This window comes from Methylosinus sp. LW3 (assembly GCF_000527115.1).
Lineage (GTDB): Bacteria > Pseudomonadota > Alphaproteobacteria > Rhizobiales > Beijerinckiaceae > Methylosinus.
In genome coordinates this window covers 3,817,648-3,831,132 of sequence record NZ_AZUO01000001.1, presented here as the reverse complement: position 1 = coordinate 3,831,132, position 13,485 = coordinate 3,817,648, and the positions used below count along the sequence as shown (strand labels likewise).

General features: G+C 65.2%; 15 protein-coding genes. 3 read left to right on the top strand and 12 right to left on the bottom strand.

Annotated elements, in window-relative coordinates; genetic code table 11:
- Nucleotides 1-5 precede the first annotated feature (5 nt).
- Nucleotides 6-419, top strand: coding sequence for a hypothetical protein (locus METLW3_RS0119235; RefSeq protein ID WP_245267418.1), 414 nt, complete (start codon nt 6-8; stop codon nt 417-419).
- Between the two features lie 77 nt (nt 420-496).
- Here METLW3_RS0119235 and METLW3_RS25915 read toward each other — a convergent pair whose 3' ends face one another.
- The 8 genes from METLW3_RS25915 to moaA form a co-directional block, all read right to left on the bottom strand.
- The gene (locus tag METLW3_RS25915; protein WP_024881446.1) at nt 497-1,042 is read right to left on the bottom strand and encodes a transcription termination/antitermination NusG family protein; all 546 of its coding nucleotides are present in this window, start codon (nt 1,040-1,042) and stop codon (nt 497-499) included.
- Nucleotides 1,043-1,341: 299 nt separating this feature from the next.
- Nucleotides 1,342-3,669: a UvrD-helicase domain-containing protein gene (locus METLW3_RS0119225; RefSeq protein ID WP_024881445.1), complete on the bottom strand. Its 2,328-nt coding sequence runs from the start codon at nt 3,667-3,669 to the stop codon at nt 1,342-1,344.
- Between the two features lie 224 nt (nt 3,670-3,893).
- On the bottom strand, nt 3,894-4,685 hold the full coding sequence (locus METLW3_RS0119220) for a DNA-binding domain-containing protein (protein ID WP_024881444.1): 792 nt from the start codon (nt 4,683-4,685) through the stop codon (nt 3,894-3,896).
- Nucleotides 4,682-5,527: a DUF692 domain-containing protein gene (locus METLW3_RS0119215; RefSeq protein WP_024881443.1), complete on the bottom strand. Its 846-nt coding sequence runs from the start codon at nt 5,525-5,527 to the stop codon at nt 4,682-4,684. The genes METLW3_RS0119220 and METLW3_RS0119215 overlap by 4 nt, the downstream gene beginning before the upstream one ends.
- 89 nt (nt 5,528-5,616) lie before the next feature.
- Nucleotides 5,617-5,847, bottom strand: a complete 231-nt coding sequence (locus METLW3_RS0119210) for a hypothetical protein (protein WP_018267602.1) — start codon at nt 5,845-5,847, stop codon at nt 5,617-5,619.
- Nucleotides 5,848-6,020: 173 nt separating this feature from the next.
- A complete protein-coding gene (locus METLW3_RS0119205) occupies nt 6,021-6,896 on the bottom strand; it encodes an NAD(P)-dependent oxidoreductase (RefSeq protein WP_036309046.1) in 876 nt (291 codons plus the stop codon).
- A gap of 65 nt (nt 6,897-6,961) precedes the next feature.
- Entirely contained in the window at nt 6,962-7,729 is a 768-nt protein-coding gene (locus METLW3_RS0119200) for a transporter substrate-binding domain-containing protein (RefSeq protein ID WP_024881441.1), read from the bottom strand.
- A complete protein-coding gene (gene moaA / locus METLW3_RS0119195; protein WP_024881440.1) occupies nt 7,726-8,766 on the bottom strand; it encodes a GTP 3',8-cyclase MoaA in 1,041 nt (346 codons plus the stop codon). Before moaA ends, METLW3_RS0119200 begins: the two co-directional genes overlap by 4 nt.
- Before the next feature lie 140 nt (nt 8,767-8,906).
- Between moaA and METLW3_RS0119190 the strand changes: the two genes are divergently transcribed.
- The gene (locus METLW3_RS0119190; RefSeq protein WP_024881439.1) at nt 8,907-9,284 is read left to right on the top strand and encodes a DUF971 domain-containing protein; all 378 of its coding nucleotides are present in this window, start codon (nt 8,907-8,909) and stop codon (nt 9,282-9,284) included.
- A 56-nt stretch (nt 9,285-9,340) separates the two neighbouring features.
- Here the strand turns inward: METLW3_RS0119190 and METLW3_RS0119185 are convergent, their stop codons facing one another.
- From METLW3_RS0119185 to METLW3_RS0119170, 4 genes are all read right to left on the bottom strand, one after another.
- Entirely contained in the window at nt 9,341-9,925 is a 585-nt protein-coding gene (locus METLW3_RS0119185; RefSeq protein ID WP_024881438.1) for a L,D-transpeptidase, read from the bottom strand.
- 229 nt (nt 9,926-10,154) lie between these two features.
- Nucleotides 10,155-10,565: a MucR family transcriptional regulator gene (locus tag METLW3_RS0119180; RefSeq protein WP_024881437.1), complete on the bottom strand. Its 411-nt coding sequence runs from the start codon at nt 10,563-10,565 to the stop codon at nt 10,155-10,157.
- Nucleotides 10,566-10,943: 378 nt separating this feature from the next.
- On the bottom strand, nt 10,944-12,473 hold the full coding sequence (locus METLW3_RS0119175) for an FAD-dependent oxidoreductase (RefSeq protein ID WP_024881436.1): 1,530 nt from the start codon (nt 12,471-12,473) through the stop codon (nt 10,944-10,946).
- Between the two features lie 93 nt (nt 12,474-12,566).
- Nucleotides 12,567-12,767 (bottom strand): hypothetical protein, encoded by a 201-nt coding sequence (locus METLW3_RS0119170; RefSeq protein ID WP_024881435.1) that lies wholly within the window; start codon nt 12,765-12,767, stop codon nt 12,567-12,569.
- Between the two features lie 196 nt (nt 12,768-12,963).
- Here METLW3_RS0119170 and METLW3_RS0119165 point away from each other — a divergent pair, with 196 nt between their 5' ends.
- Complete coding sequence (locus tag METLW3_RS0119165) at nt 12,964-13,452, top strand: CDP-archaeol synthase (protein ID WP_024881434.1); 489 nt, start codon at nt 12,964-12,966, stop codon at nt 13,450-13,452.
- Nucleotides 13,453-13,485: the final 33 nt, after the last annotated feature.

The following is a 13,485-nucleotide window of genomic DNA, read 5'->3' as shown; positions in this document are numbered from 1 at the left end:
GATCTGTGGCGCTCGCTCTCATGCTCGCCGGATGTCAGGGCGCGCCGCTGGCGACGCCGCGTGACGCCGGCGGCAATCTGCGCGCCTATATCGATGAGGCGCGCCGGCTCGACGCGCGCGGCGCGCCGAAAGCCATTCGCGGCGTTTGCGCTTCCGCCTGCACGATCTTTCTCGGCCTGCGCAATGTCTGCGTGGAGCCCGGCGCGCAATTCTGGTTCCACGCCGCGCATTTGCCCGATGATCCGCGCCCCGACAGTCTCGGCTCACTCGAGATGCTCGCCTTCTACCCCCCGCGCGTACGCGAGTGGGTCATGCGATCCGGCGCGCTCGACAACACGGATTTCGACAGGGCCAAGATGCTGTCCGGCGAAGCGCTCATCGCCATGGGCGTATCCGCTTGTCGCGATGCGTCGCTCTAGAGTGTTTTCGAGCGAAGTGGGAACGGTTCGCGTGAAGAAAACGCGACAGAACAATGAAATCTAGAGTGATTTCTCGTCTAGCAGGCGTCGACCTGCTCCGACGTCAATTTGACCTTGACCGGACGGCTGAGCAATTCCATCAGCACGACGATGCGATCACGCTCGTCCATGTCGATGATCGTGGCGATGAAATCGTGGAACGCGCCGCCGGTGATGCGCACCTTCTGGCCGATCTCGAAGGGGCGTGACGGCGCGACGATCACGCCGTCGATCTCCCTTATTTTCAAATCATCGATGAAATCGCCGGGAAGAAAGCTCGGCTTCTCGCCGGAACGAACCAGCGCTCTCACCCCGAAGGTCGAGCAGATCGGACTCCAGCGCGTCTCTGGCGCCAGCTCCACAAAAATATAGCCAGGAAACAGCGGCCGCGAGACCTCTCGCGTGCGACGCGCATGGCGGACGCGCTTGAGCACGAAGGGGCAATAGACGTGGTATTGTTGACGCATCAGATTTTCGAGAGCGAGACGCTCTTGGTGAGCTTGCGTGCTCACCACCGCCCAGCCGTGCGCGCGGCGGTTGGAAACGCCTTCGACGACATGATCTGAATTTTGATACGACGCCATGAGGAACCTCGAAATGAGACAAAGACAAAGATCATCGGCCGACGCGGAGGTCACGCCGGATTCTGTGAGCGTCTAAAATCTAAAAGACGCGACGAAACACGATGACGTTCTCGCTCATCATAGGACGAGGAGGTGTCTATGCGGCTTCGCGTCGGAAGGTCAGGCGCTCTTCACGAGCGGCGGCTCGACAAACATCATGATCAATCCGCTTTCTGTTGACGCAATGCGGCGATCATATACGGCCCGGTAACAAATTGTAAACGCCCGGCGCCTGTGGACGGCGCGCCGAGCCTGCGTGATTATCCGCGCTCGACAAAGCTCTCGAGCACCATCTTACGTCCGGCCTTGTCGAAATCGACCTGCAGCTTGTTGCCGTCGACATTGGCCACTGTGCCCGGCCCGAACTTCTGGTGGAACACGCGCGCGCCGATCGTAAAGCGCGCGCTCGCGGAGGATTTCGCCAGCACTTCGCCTTCTATGGTCAGCGGCGCGCGGCGTGAGGCGGACTTGCTCGCGCCGCTCTCGCGCGCGGTCTGCGCGCGCTTCCAGCCCGGCGTCGCATAGCTCGAGCCATAGCTGTCCATATTGGCGAAGCGCGACACGCCGTAAGAGCCATATTGCGAGCCGCCGGAAGCTTCCTTCACCTCGACATTGGCGGCCGGCAGATCATCGAGAAAACGCGAGGGCAGAGTCGTCTGCCACAGGCCGTGGATACGGCGATTTGTCGCGAAGAAAATCTTGAGCCGCCGCTTGGCGCGCGTAATTCCCACATAGGCGAGGCGGCGCTCCTCTTCCAATCCGGCGCGGCCATTGTCGTCCAGCGAGCGCTGATGCGGAAACAGGCCTTCCTCCCAGCCGGGCAGATAGACGGTCTCGAACTCGAGCCCCTTGGCACCATGCAGCGTCATGATCGACACGCGCCGCTGATCGGCGGCCTCGTCCGTCTCCATCACCAGCGACACATGCTCGAGGAAGCCCGAAAGATCGGGGAATTCCTCCATGGCGCGCACCAGCTCCTTCAAATTCTCCAGTCGGCCCGCCGCTTCCGGCGTCTTGTCGTCGCGCCACATTTGCGTGTAGCCGGATTCGTCCAGCACCGTCTCGGCGAGCTCGTTCTGCGGCGTCGTCTCGATGAGGCTGCGCCAGCGATCGAAATCGGCGATCAGCGCGCGCAGCGTCGCGCGGGGCTTGGGCTTCAGCTCCTCCGTCTCGACGATGATGCGCGCCGCCTGCATCAGCGGCGTGCTCTCGCGGCGCGAATATTCGTGCAGCACTTGCAGCGTGGCGTCGCCCAATCCGCGCTTGGGCGTGTTGACGATGCGCTCGAAGGCGAGATCGTCGAAAGGCTGCGCGACGCAGCGCAGATAGGCGAGCGCGTCGCGTATCTCCAGCCGCTCATAGAAGCGCGGGCCGCCGATCACGCGATAGGGCAGGCCGAGCGTGATGAAGCGCTCCTCGAACTCGCGCATCTGGAAAGACGCGCGCACGAGAATGGCGATCTCCTCGAGATTATGCCCCTTGCGCTGCAATTGCTCGATATCTTCGCCGATCGCGCGCGCTTCCTCCTCGCTGTCCCACACGCCGGTGACGCTGGGCTTCTCGCCATCGGCGCCTTCGGTGAAAAGCGTCTTGCCGAGGCGCCCCTCATTGCGCGCGATGAGATGCGAGGCCGCCGCGAGAATATGCCCCGTCGAGCGATAATTGCGCTCGAGCCGCACGATTTTCGCGCCGGGAAAATCCTTCTCGAAGCGCAGAATATTCTCCACCTCGGCGCCGCGCCAACCGTACACGCTCTGATCGTCGTCACCGACGCAGCAGACATTGTGCCGCCCCTGCGCGATGAGGCGCAGCCAGAGATATTGCGCTGTGTTGGTGTCCTGATATTCGTCGACGAGAATATATTTGAAGCGCTGCCGATATTCGTCGAGCACATCGGCGTTCTCGCGAAAGAGCCGCAGAGTCTCGAGCAGAAGATCGCCGAAATCGACGGCGTTCAGCACCTTCAAGCGCTCCTGATAGAGCGCATAGAGCTTCTTGCCCTTGCCGTCGCCGAAGCTCTGCGCCTCGCCGAGGGGGACCTGATCCGGCGAGAGGCCGCGGTTCTTCCAGGCGTCGATCTGATGCGCGAGGCCGCGCGGCGGCCAGCGCTTGTCGTCTATGTTCTCGGCCTGCAGAACCTGCTTGAGCAGGCGGATCTGATCGTCGGTGTCGAGAATGGTGAAATTGGATTTGAGCCCCGCCAGCTCTGCATGGCGGCGCAGGATTTTCGCGCTGATCGCGTGAAATGTGCCGAGCCACTGCAGCGCCTCGGCGCCGGGGCCGGCCAAGCTCTCGATGCGCTCGCGCATCTCGCGCGCGGCCTTGTTGGTGAAGGTGACGGCGAGGATTTCCCAAGGCCGCGCCCGTCCGCTCGAGAGTATGTGCGCGATGCGCGTCGTCAGCACGCGCGTCTTGCCTGTGCCGGCGCCGGCGAGCACCAGCAGCGGGCCGTCGATGGTCTCGACGGCGGCGCGCTGCTCGGGGTTGAGCGCCTCGAGAAAGCGCCCGCGTCCGGCGAGCGCAGCGGCGCGCGCGGCGACGCCTCCCTCGAGCGGCGTGAAGTCTTCCGGCGGCGCTTGACGTGACAAGGCGATTCTCCTTCGAAGCGGGGAGAATATAGGAGAACGGAAGGCGAATCACCGCCCTATTCGCGATATGCCCCCAAATGTGGGGACCGCGAGGGCGCGACCGTCACGCCTCGAGAGCTTGTGCGTCGTTATGGCGTGCGGACGCCGTGCGCTCCCTCTCCCTGCGTCAGCGGGGAGAGGGCCGGGGTGAGAGGCTCGGCGCGAATGGCGGCGGAGAAAGCCGCTCAGCCCTCCTCGCCTGCCTCCGCGCCCACCACCAGCCCTTCCTGGAACCAGCCGGTGAGCATTTGCGCCAGGCGCTCGGGCGAGGCGTCGGCGTGATCGCGGAAGGCGGCCATTTGGCAAATGTCGCCGAAAGCGTGACCCTCCATCGCCAGAGACAGCGCCATGAACTCGTCCGCCTCCAATTCGCAATGAACGGAGTCGAGATCGGCGCGCCATAGGGCGACATGGCCGCGGCCTTCGCCGCGCGGCGGCAGCTCCTGCTGCTCCATCGCCGCCTCATGCGTCGCGATCGTGCCGGTCTCGAGCTCCAGCAATATGAGGCTCGGGTGAAAGGCGAAGGAGAGGCGCGGCCATTGCTCGGGCGCGAAGGCGGCCAGCTCCTCGATCGGCAGAGCTTCGGCGTCGGGCGCGTCGAAAGCGTCGGTGAGCGCGCGCTCGAACAGCGCGAGGTCGATCGCGCGCGCATCGTCGCGCCACGCTTCGCTCTCGCGCAGAAAATCCGGCAGGCGCGTCGTGTACCAGCGGGCGTTGCGCTCGCGCGAGGGCTGCGCGCCGATATAGGCGTCGGCGAGCGCGTCGAAGGCTTCCTCGCCGATGAGCGCGCGCAGGGCGGGGAAGTCCGCCGCCAGGAACTCCGCGAGCCGCGCGTGATAGGCGTTCACATAGACGCCGAAGAGCGTGGTGCGGTCGGCTTGGCGCGAATTCTTCACCGATTCGAGAATTTGCGCGCCATCCTCGGCGCCGGCGAGCACGCCGGCCTGGAACATGGCCTGCAGCTCTGCGAGCCTCATGCGGCGCTCCGTGCGCTCTCGGCGTCTATGTGCGCGGCGATCTCGCGCATATGGCCGAGCTCGGCGAGCAATTCCTCGAAGGGCGGGAAATTATCGTCGCGCTCGATCATGGTCGAGACCGCGCCGAAGCGCCGCCGCGCGCGCTCATAGAGCGCCCACACCTCGTCGCAGACCGGCTGGTCATGCGTGTCGATGCGATGCGTGCCATTGTCGGTATGGCCGGCCATATGGAATTGCGCCACGCGATCCGGGTCTATGGCGTCAATGAACGCATTGGCGTCGAAGCCGTGATTGAAGCTGGAGACGAAGACATTGTTGACGTCGAGCAGCAGCAGGCAGTCGGCGCGCCGCGCCAGCTCATTGACGAAGGCCCATTCGCTCATCTCAGATTCGCGAAAGGCGACATAGGTGGAGGCGTTCTCGACGACGAGGCGCCGGCCGAGAAAATCCTGCACACGCATCACGCGCTCGGCGACATGGGCGAGCGCTTCCTCCGTATAGGGAATCGGCAAGAGATCGTGCAGCGTCACGCCATGCACGCCGGTCCAGGCGAGATGGTCGGAGACGAAGGCCGGCTCCACGCGCTCGGCCAGCGTCTTCAGCTCGCGCAGATAATCGAAGTCGAGCGGATCGGTGGAGGCGAGCGACATTGCGACGCCATGCATCACGATCGGATAATCGGCGCGCACGCGCTCCAGCATGGCGGTGGGCCGGCCGCCGCCGGTCATGTAATTTTCCGAGATGATCTCGAACCAGTCGACGGCAGGGCGCGTCGAGAGAATTTCATCATAATAGATCGGCCTCAGTCCGAGGCCGTGTCCCAATGGGGCGGGTCTGCTCATCTCTCGCGCTCCAAATGCTCTTTCGCGTCGCCCCCGCCGCGAGAATCGATCGCGCCCCGAATGGCGCGCGATCGACGGCTTCGATCGGCTCAGCGGCCGGCGCAGGAACCCTTGGCGCTGCAGGAGGCCTTATGCCCCTTATGATGCTTGCAGACGCCCTTTTTGGTCATGCACTTCGTCTTGCCGCCGCACTGGCCTTTTTCCATATTGCAGACATGTTTGGAATGCTTGGCGGAGGCCTGCGTCGAAACGCCGCCCGCGAGCGCCAGAGCGATCGCCGCCGCGGCGATGGTCGAGCCCGAAACGATCTTGGCTTTCATTTTTTTCTCCCATCATCGCTCTCCGCCCCAGGGGACTAAAGAGCGCGACCTGGACCTCCCCAGGCCCGGCGCGACCATAACACTCACCGAACGATTTGAAAGCGCGCTCCGATTCGCGCATCCGCCTCCGGTTGGCAGCCGCGCTCGCGCTTTCCATTCTCGCCGTCTGCGCCCTATCTGCGCAGGCGCGCCATGAGGCTCGACGTGTCCCAGCGTCGGCCTCCCATATTCTCCACCTCGGCGTAGAATTGATCGACCAGCGCGGCGACCGGCAGGCTCGCGCCATTGCGGCGGGCCTCGGCGAAGCATATGCCGAGGTCCTTGCGCATCCATTCGACCGCGAAGCCGAAATCATATTCGCCGGCGAGCATGGTCTTGTGGCGATTCTCCATCTGCCAGGATTGCGCCGCGCCATTCTTGATGAGCTCGACGACCGCGGCGCCGTCCAGCCCGGCGCGGCTGGCGAAATCCAGCGCCTCGGCGAGGCCCTGGACGAGGCCGGCGATACAGATCTGATTGACCATTTTGGTGAGCTGCCCGGCGCCGGACGGTCCCATCAGCCGGCTGGCGCGCGCATAGGCGGCGAGCACGGGCTCGACGCGGGCGAAATCCTCCGCATCGCCGCCGCACATCACCGTGAGCGCGCCATTCTCGGCGCCGGACTGGCCGCCGGAGATCGGCGCGTCGAGAAAGCCGAAGCCGCCCTTTTTCGCGTGCGCGTAGAGCTCGCGCGCGACCTCCGCCGAGGCGGTGGTGTGATCGACGAAGACCGCGCCGGCTTTCAGCGCGCGAAAGGCGCCGTCCTCGCCGATCGTCACCTGGCGCAGATCATTGTCATTGCCGACGCAGGAGAAGACGAAATCCGCGCCTTCGGCGGCGAGGCGCGGCGTCGGCGCCGTCTTCGCGGAAAATTGCACGGCGAAGCGCTCGGCTTTCTCCGGCGTGCGATTGTAGACGACGACTTTGCGCGCGCCGCGCGTGACGAGATGGCCGGCCATCGGATAGCCCATCACGCCCAATCCGATGAAGGCGACGGTCAGCTCGGTCATTGGTCGGTCCTCTGCGGGTGAGATGCGAGAGCGAGGAAGCAAGGCCGAGGCCGGCCGTCCCCGTTTCAGCGTATGTCGAAATCGAAATATTTGCTGCGGATCGTGCGATAGGTTCCGTCGGCGACGATCGCGTCGATCGCCGCGTCGATTGCGCTCTTCAGCGCCGTGGCGCCTTTGCGCAGGCCATAGCCGAAGCCGCCGCCGAAATAGGCCGCGTCCTGCGGCAGATCGGCGATGATGCGGCAGCAGCGCCCTTCCTTGCGCTCGCGCAGAAAATCCATGGCCGCGAGCTTTTCCTCCGCGACGACGTCCACGCGGCCCTCGGCGAGGTCCAGCATGGCGGCCTCGAGCGTCGCATAGCGCTGCACTTCGCTCTCCTTGAGCTTGTCCTCCGCATAGGCCTGCTGCGGCCCATCCGCGACGACGCCGATGCGGGCGCCCTGCAGCGTTTTCGGATCGGCGTTCGCGAGCGGCGATTGGCGCTGCGCGATCAGCGCTGAGGGCGTATGCGCATAGGGCTTGGAGAAGTCGATTTTGCGCAGCCGCTCCTCGTTTATCTCCATGGCCGAGACGACGAGATCATATTGCCGATTCTCGAGCCCGAAGACGAGGCTCTCCCATTCCTGGGTGATGAAGACGCAATCGGCCTCGATGCGGCGGCAGATCTCGCGCGTCAGATCGATCTCGAATCCGGCGAGCTGATTATTGGCGTCGAGATAGTTGAAGGGCGGCCGCGCGCCTTCGCTGGCGATGCGCAAATGGCGTGGCTCGGCGGCGGCCGGGCAGAGAAGAAGGGCGATGGTCGCCGCGGCGGTGGCGAGGCGCCGGATCATCCCCCGGTCGTGCTCATATGCCGCGCGACGGCCGGCGCTCGCGTCGAGCGGTCGATGATGAAATCATGGCCCTTGGGCTTGCGGGCGATCGCCTCGTCTATGGCGGCGTTGAGCGAGGCGTCGGTCGGATCGGCGCGCAGCGGCGCGCGCAGATCGGCGGCGTCCTCCTGGCCGAGGCACATGAACAGAGTGCCGGTGCAGGTGACGCGCACGCGATTGCAGGATTCGCAGAAATTATGCGAGAGCGGCGTGATGAAGCCGACGCGCCCGCCAGTCTCGGCGACGCGCATGTAGCGGGCAGGCCCGCCGCTGCGATAGTCGATCTCCTCCAGCGTGAAGCGCTCGGCAAGACGCTCGCGGACCAAAGTCAGCGGGATGTATTGATCGACGCGCTCGCCGCCGTCGATCTCGCCGAGCGGCATCACCTCGATGAAGGTCATATCCATGCCGCGCTCATGGGCGAAGCGCGTCAGCGCGACGAACTCGTCCTCATTGACGCCTTTCAGCGCCACGGCGTTGAGCTTCACCTCGAGGCCGGCGCGTAGCGCCGCGTCGACGCCGGCGAGAACGCGCTCATGGTCGCCGGTGCGCGTCAATTGTCGGAAACGCTCCCGATCCAGCGTGTCGAGCGAGACATTGACGCGCTTGACGCCGCAATCGACCAGCGCCTGCGCGAAGCGCTCGAGCCGAGAGCCGTTTGTGGTGAGCGTCAGCTCCTCTAGCCGGCCGGAAATCAGATGACGCGAGAGACGCTCGAACAGCGAGAGAATATCGCGGCGCATCAAGGGCTCACCGCCGGTGATGCGCAGCTTGCGCGTGCCCCGCTCGATGAAGGCCGTGCAGAGCCGGTCGAGCTCCTCCAGCGTCAGCAGATCGCGGCGGGGCAAAAATTGCATGTGCTCGGACATGCAGTAGACGCAGCGGAAATCGCAACGATCCGTCACCGAGACGCGCAGGTAGGAAACGGCCCGTCCGAACGGGTCGACGAGCGGCGCGGGGGCCGTGGGATCATAGGCGATTTTCGGATGCGGATTCATATAGTCGACCGTTTGCGGCGTCCCGTCCTGCGTATAGGCTCCAAAGGAGGTTCCTATATATTGACGGAATGGCCGCGCGTGAAGCCCCAAGCAATGGGTGCGCCGGGGCGGACGGCCGACCAGACGATCGGGAGAAGACCATGGCCGACGCGGATATTTGGCCGAGCGAAATACGCCTGATGGAAGAGGGGCGGAAGCTCAAAGTGAGCTTCGAGAATGGGGCGAGCTTCGATCTTTCGGCCGAGCATTTGCGGGTGCGCAGCCCCTCGGCCGAGGTGCAGGGCCATTCGCCGGAGGAGCGCAAGACCGTGGGCGGCAAGCGCAATGTCGCCATAATCGGCGTCGCGCCGGTCGGCCATTACGCCGTGCGGTTGGATTTCGACGATCTCCACAACACCGGCATCTACACCTGGGGCTATCTCCATGAGCTCGGCGCGGGCGGCGCGGCGGATTTCGCCGCCTACGAGCAGGAGCTCGCGGCAAAGGGCCTGGATCGGGACCGTCCGGGCGAGCGATAAAAAAAGCGCGCCGAACCCTTTCGGGCGCTCGGCGCGCGATTTTACGGATTTGGAGATCAGCGGTTGACGATGACCCGCGCGCCGACGCGCACACGCTCGTAGAGGTCGACGACATCCTCATTGGTCATGCGGATGCAGCCGGAGGAAACCGCCTGGCCGATGGTCTCGGGCTCGTTGGAGCCGTGGATGCGGTAGAGCGAGCCGCCGAGATACATGGCCCGCGCGCCGAGCGGATTGGTGAGCCCGCCCTGCATATGGCGCGGCAGATCGGGGCGGCGGCGCAGCATTTGCGTGGGCGGCGTCCAATCCGGCCATTCGCGCTTGCTGGAGACGACGCGCGTGCCGGTCCATTCGAAGCCCGGCCGGCCGACGCCGACGCCATAGCGGATCGCCTGATTATTGCCGAGAACATAATAGAGCCGCCGCTCATTGGTCGAGACGACGATGGTGCCGGGCGAGTAGCCGCCGGGATAGGACACGATCTCGCGGGCGACTGCGGTCGCCTGCGGCCGGCCGTCGGCCGGCTGCTGCTGTCCACGCGGACTCAAATCGAACAATCCGGCCAAGCCCCCTGTTTCGTACGCAGACCCGGCCGAGCAACCCATGAATGAAATGCACAGAGCAACTGCGATACGCCGCATGAGCTTCCCCCATTCGCCTCAAGTGACAACAATCGAGCGGCCACGGCCGCCGAAGCGACCGTGTTGCGAGCCGGACGCGGGTCCAGCGTCGTTTCCTCGCACACCCTCGCTCTAGGCGAAAGCGGGCGGAAAGAATTTAAAAAAATACGATGTGACGAAGCGGCTGCGGCGTGGCCTGCAACCTATGGGCGCGCCGAGCTCGCGGCGCGCCTTCGTCGGTCGTTCGGGATCAGCGGCTGCCGCGGCGGCGGCGCTGCTGGCCGAGGCCCATCTGCTTGGCGAGGGTTGAGCGCGCCTTGGCGTAATTCGGAGCGACCATCGGATAATCGGCGGCGAGACCCCACTTCTCGCGGTATTCTTCCGGCGAAAGACCGTATTGCGTGCGCAGATGGCGCTTGAGAGACTTGAACTTCTTGCCGTCTTCCAGGCAGATGATGAAGTCGTTGGTCACCGACTTGCGCACCGAAATGGCGGGCTTGGGCGCTTCCGCCGGCTCGACGACGACGCCGGAGCCGACCCGCATGAGCGCGCCATAGACTTCGTTGATGAGGCCCGGGAGATCGCCGGCCGGAACCGAATTATTGCTCACATAGGCGGAAACGATGTCGGCCGCGAGTTCGATGTTGTTCGTCGATGTCATCTCTTCACTCTTCACTTTCTCGTTTCGGCGCCGGAAGTCCTGACACGGCGCGGTCGACGGGGCAAAGCCCGGCAAGCTCGGGGCGGGCAAGTCAGCGCCGTTTCGACCGCAAAGACATTTGCGGGTATACATCAATGCTCTACCCCTCGCAACTAATTCCTAACCAAGCATCACTAAATCTGGGCATAAATATTTGTCGCGACTGCTACGTAGAACTACGCTCGAAAATCGAGCGGCCGTCGACGTCGCCGTTTGACTTGCTCGGCCAGGCTGTGGGCGCGTCCACGAAAGAACCGGCCATGGCCTGCTAGAAGAATGGGCCGAGCCCATATCTCGAATCGAAGTCGAATGCGTCATCCGTGCGCAGACTATGCTCGTTCAACCGCTGGTCGACGCTTCCAGCTCGGCTTCCACGCGTAGATTGTCCAGATCGCGGCCGATCGTGGCTGTCGCCATTCTGTGATCGCGGGAGAAATAGGTGACGATGCAATCCCTTTTCTCGAGGTCGCCGGCGATCTCGACGCGATCCCAGGCGCCGGCGTGTCCGACATAGGCGATGGTCATGTCGTAATGACGGCTCCAGAAGAAGGGCGGCGCCTCGAAGGGCTCCTTCGCGCCGAGTATATTGCGCGCCGCCGTCTGCCCTTGGCGCTCGGCGGTGACGAAATGCTCGATCCTGATCCGCTCGCCGCTGCGGCGATCCGGCCAGCGCGCGATATCGCCGGCGGCGAAGACGCTCTGAGCGCTGGTTTCGAGATATTCATCGACAAGGACGCCGCGATCGACGGAGAGGCCGGCCTCCTCGGCGAGCGTCGTGAGCGGGCGCACGCCGACGCCGACGACGACGAGATCGGCGGCGACGCGCGCGCCGCTCGCCAGAGCGACATGATCCTCGCCGATGGTGACGACGCTCTCGCAAAGATGAAAGACGACGCCATGCGCCTCATGCGTCGCGCGCACCAGCCGGCCTATGTCCTCGCCCAGCGTCTTCTGCATCGGCGTCGAATCCGGCGCCACGACATGGACCTCGAGCCCGCGCTCGCGCAGCGCGGCGGCGGTCTCGAGGCCGATGAAGCTCGCGCCGATCACCGCGACGCGCGAGGCCCGCGCCGCCGCGGCGATGAGCGCGCGGCTGTCGGCGAGGCTGCGCAGATAATGGACATGCGGCAGCTCGGCGCCCGGAATTGTCAGGCGCACGGGCTCGGCGCCGGTCGCCAGCAGCAGCGCGTCATAGCGCAGCGGCTCGCCATGCTCGAGGGAGACCAGTCGCGCGCCGGGGTCGATCGCGCGCACGCGCGTCGCCAGCAGCAGCTCGATGCGCCGCTCCTCGTAATAAGCGCGCGGGCGCAGCGGCAGCCAGTCTTCCGGCGCCGAGCCGGCGAGATAATCTTTCGACAGATTGGGGCGGTCATAGGGGGCGGCGGCGTCGGCGCTGACCATGACCAGCGAGCCGGAATAGCCTTCCTCGCGCAGCTCATGGGCGGCGGCGAGCCCGGCCGCTCCGCCGCCGATGATGACGACGCGCCCGAGCGTCGGCGGCGCGGGCGCGCGCTCGCGCGTCGAGGGGTCGATCTTCTCCATGGCGAAGAGGAGATCGCCGCGCTTTTCGGCGCGCCAGCAGGGAATGGGGTCGAGCGCCGGGGCGCGCAGCGCTCGTCCGTCGCGCACGCTGAAGCAGGCGTGATGCCAGGGGCAGCGGATCGTGTCGGCGACCACCAGCCCCTCGCCGAGCGGACCCTGATAATGGGTGCAGGCGGAGCCGATGATGGAGAATTCGTCGCCGCGGCGGATGAGCAGCGCCGGCTCGGCGCCGACGCGACCGGAGAGAATGGCGCCGTCGGCCATATCGGCGACGCTGACGCCGAGCGAGAAATCGGGGCCATCGGCCGCTGCTGCGCCCTCGCCCATGACCGGCCTCGAGGAATACAGGCTCCCGTGCGGCGGGATATCGCAGCTCATGTAGAGAGGCGCGCCCGCTCCGACAAGGATGCGCCGCGAAACCTATCCGGCGCAGCCGTGCTCGCCGCGGCTGCGCAAATGCCGCGCGACGATCCTCTCGGCCTCCTCGAGATCAGCGAATACGGCGCCCTCGAGCGCGGCCAGCGCCCATGAGGCGCCGCAAAATCTCTTGCATTCGCCCTCGGTCACCAAAAGCCCGACGGCGATCTGATCGACGAAGACGAAATCGACATTGCTCGGCATGGGCGTCCTCGAGAGCCTTCTGAGCGAATCCTGTAGCGTGAATGCTAGGAGCGCAAGTCCATAAGTCAACAAGATTAGTCGAATATTGGGTCGCATGACGCCGCGTCCGCCTCCGCTATATTGCCGAGGGAGCCCTGAGCCCTGGCGTGTTCGGCGAGGAAGGGACATGGCGAGGATGCGACATGGTGAGGATGGGATGGATGGAGCCCTGATTCTCCGCTTGCTGCTTCTGCTGATCGTCGCCAATGGCGCGCCGGTGCTCGGCAAAAGGCTGCTCGGCGACCTCTTCGCCCGCCCTGTGGACGGCGGCGCCCGCTTCTTCGACGGACGGCCGCTGCTCGGCCCCGCCAAGACTTGGCGCGGGCTGCTTCTCGCCGTGCTCGCCGCCGCTTGCTGCGCGCCGCTCGTCGGCTTTCCCGTTCATCTCGGCGCGTTGCTCGGCGCTTTCGCCATGGCGGGCGATCTTTTCTCGAGCTTCGTCAAGCGCCGGCTCGGCCTTCCCTCCAGCAGCCGCGCGCCGGGGCTCGACCAAATTCCCGAGGCGCTGCTCCCGCTGCTCGCCATCGCCGCCCCGGCGCGCCTCGGAGCAGGGGAGATCGTCATCGTCACCGGCCTGTTCTTCTTAGGCTCGCAGGCGCTCTCGCGGCTCATGTTCGATCTGCGCGTCCGCGAGCGGCCGTTCTGACGACGGGACAAATCGCCCGCGCAATCGAGACTT